The organism is Pseudomonas sp. (assembly GCF_035497915.1).
Classification (GTDB): Bacteria; Pseudomonadota; Gammaproteobacteria; order Pseudomonadales; family Pseudomonadaceae; genus Serpens.
On record NZ_DATJCS010000048.1, the window covers coordinates 115,591 to 122,236 of the forward strand.

The following is a 6,646-nucleotide window of genomic DNA, read 5'->3' on the forward strand; positions in this document are numbered from 1 at the left end:
AGACGAGATGAGCCTGCTCAACGAGCACGAACAACAGCGGGTGGCCGAGGCCATCGCACGGGTGGAGCGCGACACCGACGCTGAGCTGGTCACGGTGCTGGCCGCGCAGGCCGACGACTATCGCTATATCACCCTGCTCTGGGCCGGCCTGCTCGCCCTGCTGCTGCCCGGTTTGCTCAATCTGTTTGGCGATTGGTGGAGCACCCGGCAACTGCTGCTGACGCAGTGGCTGGGTTTCGTGATCCTGGCCCTGCTGTTTCGCCTGCCGGCGTTACGGCTGCGCCTGACTCCGCGCGCGGTGCGCCACTGGCGCGCCGCCAATCTGGCCCGCCGGCAGTTCCTCGAACAGAAGCTGCATCACACCGACGGCGACGTCGGCATGCTGATCTTCGTCAGCGAGGCCGAGCACTACGTGGAGATCCTCGTCGACCGGGGCATCGCCAGCCGGGTGGACGACGCCGTCTGGCAGGACCAGGTGGACCGCTTCACCGCACAGGTGCGCAAGGGCCAGGTGCTGCCGGGCTTCCTCGATTGCATCGAGGGCTGCGGCGCGGTGCTGCGCGAGAAGCTGCCGGCCACCCACCCGCACAATCAGTTGGCCGACCGCCTGGTCATCCTGCCCTGACCGCGCGCTGCACGCGCAGGATCAGCCAGCCGACCAGCGCCAGCAGCACGCCGCACAACAGCGCGGCCGTCCATTGCAGCCAGCCGGCGTGGCGGAACAGCTCAGCCGGCGCCAGGCTGGCCACCCGCAGCATGCGCTGCTCGGCGGCGGCACCCTGATCGGCGAGCAGCGCCAGCCCCTGGGCATCCCGGGCCGGCAACGCCGCCACGTGGTCGAGAAACGCCTGCCATTCCTTGTATTCCTGGATGCCCGGCGCGTCGGGGTCGCGATCCAGCACGGCATCGCGAATCTCGGCCAGCGGTCGGCCCTGGGCATCCTTGGGCACTACCTCGAACAGGCCGTAGGTCAGTTCGGGAATCAGCCAGGTGAAGCTGCCCACGTAACTGGTGGCGCCGATACTGATCAGCCCGGGCGCGGCCGGGTCCAGCTCGCGATAGCCGCGCTCGGCGTCGCCCAGCCAGATGCGGCTGACCCGATCGAACGGCATGCGCCAGGGGTTGTAGGTGAACTTCACGCCGGAGACGCGCGGGTAGTAGCTGTCGCTGTCACGCATCTGGTAGGCGAGCAGCAGCACTTCGAGGATCTGGCGGATCTCGCGGGGAGTGAAGTACACGCGGATCAGCGGGTAACCCGGCTGGTCGTCGAACTCGCCGATGCCCAGCGGCGCGACGCGGAACAGGTCCGCCACGCTCTGCACGCCCTCGCGGCCGCGGTACAGCTCATCACGCAGGGTGCCGTTGCCGGTGAAGGCGATATCGCTGCCGGCCCCACGGCGCAGGGCATCGGTGGCCAGATTGCCCAGCACCGGGTCGTCGTAGGCGCGCGTCAGGGTGCGCTCCACCCGGGCCATCGGCTGATCGAAGGCATAGCGGTGGGCGGCCAGCACTCGTTGGCTGACCGCCTGCTGCAACGCGGCGACCCGCTGGCCGATGACGGGATCGCCGGGAATGCGGTCGTCGATGGCATGCAGGCGGTACGCCTCGACCTGCGCGCGCCCCTGCGCATCCTGCGTCATGTGCAGCTCGCCCAGGTACTGGATCTCCGAGCCCACCTGCACGATGGTGGTGTCGTTGACCCGCAGCGGTTCGCGCAACAGGCTGTGGGAGTGCGCACCGATCACCAGGTCGATGCCCGGCACCTGCTCGACCAGCTCGACGTCCTCGCCGCGCCAGCTGCCATCGGGCTGCGCGCTGACACCCATGTGCGAGAGCAGGATCACCACGTCGACCTGCTCCTGCTCGCGCAGCAGGCGCACCATGTCGCGGGCCGTGGCCAGCGGGTCGGCGAAAGTCACCGGCGCCATCAGCAGGCTGACTTCCACGGCATCGCGGCCCATCAGTCCGAACAGGCCGAAACGCAGGCCGCCCTTCTCTACCACCCGGTACGACTGGATGCGACCGGCGCGCTGCAGCGCTTCCAGCGCATCGTCGTCGGTGCTCTGGGCGGAGAAGCGGATATTGCTGGCCAGGATGGGCACCTGCGGTGCGTCGTTTGCCCGCTCGGCGGCGGCAATCATCTGCGCCAGGCCGGCGGGACGGAAATCGAATTCATGATTGCCCAGGGTGGTGGCGTCGTAGCCCAGCGCGCCGAGCAGGCGCAGCTCGCCGCCTTCCTCGCGGGTCACCGTGTGGAACAGGGTACCCATGCTGAAATCGCCAGCGTCGAGGGTCAGCAGCGGCGTCTCGCCGAGCGCCGCACGGCGCTCGTGCAACAGCTTGGCCAGACGCGCCACCCCGCCCACGGTCTGGTCGTCGTTCAAGGAATCCGGACTGTATTCGCTGTTGGGGCCATAACCCAGCAACCGGGATTGCCAGTCGTTGGTGTGCAGGACCACGAAGCGGCGTTCCGCCGCGCCACTTGCCAGGCTGGCCATGAGGCAGGCCAATGCCAGCAGACTACCGATGATGCGCATGTTCACTCCTGTGGGCGCCGCCGACGGCCGGCGCGGCGGAATCATCCCATCTTTGCCCGGTCCACTGCACGAGCAGCCGTGGAGTCCTGGCCATGAACGACAAGAAGCATCCGCCCAGCGGGCCCTCCGAAATCGACACCATGGAAGACCGCATGGGCTCGATCGAGCAGCTGGATTTCGATGACCAGGGGCCGAGTGGGCGCTTCGGCGAGCCCACGCCCCGGGAGGAACTGGACCAGCTGACCCCGGAACGCGAGCGCGAGGCGGGAATGACCGGCGGAGAATCCCTCGGGCCGGACGTGCATGAGGACGGCATCACCCAGGATGACCTCAGCCCGGAAACCCTGTACGACGAGAGCGGCGCGCGCTCACCCCACGAGCGTGGCCATGGCCTGCCGGCCGATCAGGACCTGAGCATCGTCGACGAGACCGAGATCGGCGAGGGTGGCGGGCTGGACGAAGCCGAGATGGCGCGGGTCATGCCGCTGGATGGCCGACCCGACGAGGAACCGAACGAGGAGGAAGACGAAGAGAACGAAGAGGACGAGCGCTAGTCGAGCAGCGTGCAGGCCATGACCAGCGCATCCTCGGAACCGCCGCCGGCGGCCGGGTAGTAGTTGCGACGCCGGCCGATCTCGTTGAAGCCGTAACGCTCGTACAACCGATAGGCGCTCTGGTTGGAGGCGCGCACCTCGAGGAAGCATTCCTGACCCCCGCGCTCCCGCGAGCGGCTCATCAGATGCGTCAACAGGGCCAGTCCCAGCCCCCTGCCCTGGCAATCCGGCGCCACGGTGATGTTCAGCAGGTGCGCTTCGTCGAGGATCAGGTCGATGACGCCGTGGCCAACCTGGCGGCCAGCCTCAAGCATCACCCAGCATTCATACGACTTCAGGGCGTCGCGAAAGATGCCCGGCGACCAGGGATGGCTGAAGGCCGCGCGCTCGATCTTGAGCACGGTTTCGAGGTCCGCTTCGTTCATGGGGCGGAAATGCAGGCTGTCGGTCATGGCGGGTCGGCGTTACTTCAATGGGATTGCCAGCGGCGCATCACCCGGCGCATGGAGCGCCAGAGCTCGGCCTTGAGAGCGGGTTGTTCCAGCAGCTGATCGAGGCCCGGCAGCGTCCAGGCGGGCCCCAGCGTCTCGTGGTGCAGCTCGCGCAGGAAGGCGCCGGGTTCCAGATCACCGGCGAAACGCAGCGCCGAGGGGCCCATCAGCCAGAGGCAGGCACAGGGCTCCTGTTCTTCCAGGCGCGCGGCAACGAAACTCTGCACGAACTCGCGGGCCATTTCCGGCCCCTGGTCCAGGCTGCCAGCCTGTAGGAACGGCCAGCGCACCGGTTCACCCACCAGTTGCGGGCTGTCCGGCAGGCCGGCGGCGCGTAGCAGATCGCGCAGCAGCAGATACGCGGGATCGCGCCCCTGAAACGTCTCGCCGGTGGGCAGTTCCACCAGCAGCAGGCATTGTCCGGCACGCAGCAGTTGCTGGCTGAAGCGCGGCAGTTCGCTGCTGCGGGTCACCGGCTTCGGCGCGGGCGCTGGTTCGTCCACCACGGCACTGACCGGGCGGACTTGCGGGCGCAGCTGCGGCCGCGGCAGCTCCGCGCGGGGCATCGTTGCGGCAGGCACTGACACAGCGGTTTCCTGCACCACAGCCGGCAAACGCTCCGGCACCGCTACCGGTAACGGCAGCCACAGCTCGGCGTTGGACGGCGCCGCAAACGGCAGGGTGCGGCAGGCGACCCAGCTGTCAATCTGCATGGCGCGCAGGTAGGCGCGGCGGCGCGCTTCGTCGATCAAATCCCGGACGCCTGCGGATGGGCCCTTTGCGCGCCGGCCTGCATCAGGTTGAGCGCGTTCAGGTAGGCCTTGGCGGAGGCAATGATGATATCCGTGTCGGCGCCGTTGCCATTGACGATGCGCCCGTCCTTTTCCAGGCGCACGGTGACCTCGCCCTGGGAATCGGTGCCCTGGGTGATGGCATTGACCGAATACAGCTGCAGGGTCGCCTCGGAGTGCGCCAGGCTCTCAATGGCCTTGAAGGTGGCGTCCACCGGACCGGAACCCTGGGCCTGGGCTTCCCGCTCCACGCCATCCAGGTTCAGGACCAGGCGTGCCACTGGCATCTCGCCCATCCGGCTGGTGACCGCCAGGTCGCTCAGCTTGAACGGCTCGGGCACCTCGGCCGCCAGGGTATCGGTCACCAGGGCCTGCAGGTCCTCGTCGAAGATCTCGTGCTTGCGGTCGGCCAGTTCCTTGAAGCGCGCGAAGGCGGCGTTCAGTTCCGCATCGCTGGCGAAACCGATGCCCAGCGCCTCGAGGCGCGAGCGGAAGGCCGCACGCCCGGAGTGCTTGCCGAGCACCATGCGGTTGGTGTTCCAGCCCACCGACTCGGCGGACATGATCTCGTAGGTCTCGCGATGCTTGAGCACACCGTCCTGGTGAATGCCCGACTCATGGGCGAAGGCGTTGGCACCGACGATGGCCTTGTTCGGCTGCACCGGAAACCCGGTGATGCCGGACACCAGGCGGGAAGCGGCCAGGATGTGCTCGGTCTCGATGCGGGTGTCCAGCCCGAACAGGTCCTGGCGGGTGCGCAGGGCCATGACCACCTCTTCGAGCGCGGCATTGCCGGCCCGTTCGCCGAGGCCGTTGATGGTGCACTCCACCTGACGGGCGCCGGCCGCCACCGCGGCCAGCGAGTTGGCCACCGCCAGGCCCAGATCGTTGTGGCAATGCACGGAGAAGATCGCCTTGTCGGCATTGGGGATGCGCGCCAGCAGCTGAGCGATCAGCTCGCCATATTGATGGGGGATGGCATAGCCCACGGTATCGGGAATGTTGATGGTGCGGGCGCCGGCATCGATGGCCGCCTCGATGATCCGGCACAGGAAGTCGAGCTCGGAACGCCCGGCGTCCTCGCAGGAAAATTCCACGTCGGCGCACAGGTTGCGCGCCTTGCGGACCGCGCGCACCGCCTGCTCCACCACCTGATCGGGCGCCATGCGCAGCTTGTGCTGCATATGGATGGGGCTGGTGGCGATGAAGGTGTGGATGCGTGCCGAATTGGCGCCGGCCAGCGCTTCCGCCGCGCGTTCGATATCGGCATCCAGGGCCCGGGCCAGACTACAGATCGTGCTGTCCTTGATGGTGTCGGCGATGGCCTTCACCGCGGCAAAATCGCCGGGGCTGGCGATGGCGAAGCCGGCTTCGATCACGTCGACCTTCAGGCGCTCGAGCGCCTTGGCGATGCGCAGTTTCTCCTCACCGGTCATGGACGCACCGGGACTCTGCTCACCGTCGCGCAGGGTGGTATCGAAAATGATGACGCGCTCACTGCTGCCCATGTCGGCACCTCGCAACTCAAGCCGGAACCCGGCGCCCGGTGCTCCGGCCGCCACATGCCGCGAATTGTGGCCGGAAACGTGCCGATGGGAAAGCATCCATTCCCGATCGGCGCCTGCGGCAGTCAGTTCGAGGGAAAAATGTACAGATCGCCGCGCAACTGGACTTTACCGTTGGTGTGGTAGGTCAGCAGATCGGTCTGCTGCAGCCCGGTCTGGCTGCCGCTGACCTGATTGGCGCCGGAAAGAGTGAACTGCACATCGCTGAATTGGGTTTCACGCAATCCAAGCTTGAGTGCGTCCTGATTGAACAGCGCACCTTCACCGTTGAAGCCGCCATCGATGGTCACCATGTCCAGGGTGACGCCGTCGAAACTGAAGGTGCCCTTGATATTGTCGATGGCGATCACACCCGCGCTCTGGCCAGGACGGATCGCGACACGGGCACCGCAGCCGCCCGGGCAGCGCGTCAGCGCCGGATTGGGATTGAAGCGGATGGAGGCACTGATACTGATGCCATCCTGGCCATTGACCGCTTCCAGTTCGGTCTCCTCCAGCGGCCGAAGATCGGCCAGCGCCAGGGGCGACAGAAAGCTCAGCAGGCAGACGAAACGCAGCATGACACCTCCTCAGCGCGGCAGATTGACGGTGCGCATGTCCAGATAATCGATACGCAAGCCGCGAACGGCCTGAGAGCCCACGTTGACGCTGCTCAGGGAAAGATTGACGATGCTGATATTGCTCTTCGGCACCTGGGCGTAGAACTCC

At 67.0% G+C, this 6,646-nt stretch carries 7 protein-coding genes; 2 read left to right on the forward strand and 5 right to left on the reverse strand.

The genetic code is table 11. The features are described 5' to 3' along the window. The first annotated feature begins 7 nt into the window (after window positions 1-7). Window positions 8-625 carry a TPM domain-containing protein gene (locus tag VL129_RS14660; RefSeq protein ID WP_325413957.1) on the forward strand — a complete coding sequence of 206 codons (618 nt, stop codon included), beginning with the start codon at window positions 8-10 and terminating at the stop codon, window positions 623-625. On the opposite strand, the gene VL129_RS14665 is transcribed toward VL129_RS14660, so the two are convergent. Further along, entirely contained in the window at window positions 612-2,537 is a 1,926-nt protein-coding gene (locus VL129_RS14665; RefSeq protein ID WP_325413959.1) for a bifunctional metallophosphatase/5'-nucleotidase, read from the reverse strand. The two genes, VL129_RS14660 and VL129_RS14665, sit on opposite strands and share 14 nt — an antisense overlap. Window positions 2,538-2,629: 92 nt before the next feature. On the opposite strand from VL129_RS14665, the gene VL129_RS14670 reads away from it, so the two are divergent. Further along, window positions 2,630-3,091, forward strand: a complete 462-nt coding sequence (locus VL129_RS14670) for a phosphotransferase system, HPr-related protein (RefSeq protein ID WP_325413961.1) — start codon at window positions 2,630-2,632, stop codon at window positions 3,089-3,091. Here VL129_RS14670 and rimI read toward each other — a convergent pair. The 4 genes from rimI to VL129_RS14690 all read right to left on the reverse strand — a co-directional run bounded on the left by rimI (window position 3,088) and on the right by VL129_RS14690 (window position 6,498). Then, a complete protein-coding gene (gene rimI / locus VL129_RS14675) occupies window positions 3,088-3,543 on the reverse strand; it encodes a ribosomal protein S18-alanine N-acetyltransferase (protein WP_325413963.1) in 456 nt (151 codons plus the stop codon). The genes VL129_RS14670 and rimI overlap by 4 nt on opposite strands. A gap of 17 nt (window positions 3,544-3,560) precedes the next feature. Then, window positions 3,561-4,334, reverse strand: coding sequence for an energy transducer TonB (locus VL129_RS14680; protein ID WP_325413965.1), 774 nt, complete (start codon window positions 4,332-4,334; stop codon window positions 3,561-3,563). After that, window positions 4,331-5,881, reverse strand: a complete 1,551-nt coding sequence (locus VL129_RS14685; protein WP_325413967.1) for a 2-isopropylmalate synthase — start codon at window positions 5,879-5,881, stop codon at window positions 4,331-4,333. The genes VL129_RS14680 and VL129_RS14685 overlap by 4 nt, the downstream gene beginning before the upstream one ends. 122 nt (window positions 5,882-6,003) lie before the next feature. After that, on the reverse strand, window positions 6,004-6,498 hold the full coding sequence (locus VL129_RS14690; RefSeq protein WP_325413969.1) for a DUF6160 family protein: 495 nt from the start codon (window positions 6,496-6,498) through the stop codon (window positions 6,004-6,006). Window positions 6,499-6,646: the final 148 nt, after the last annotated feature.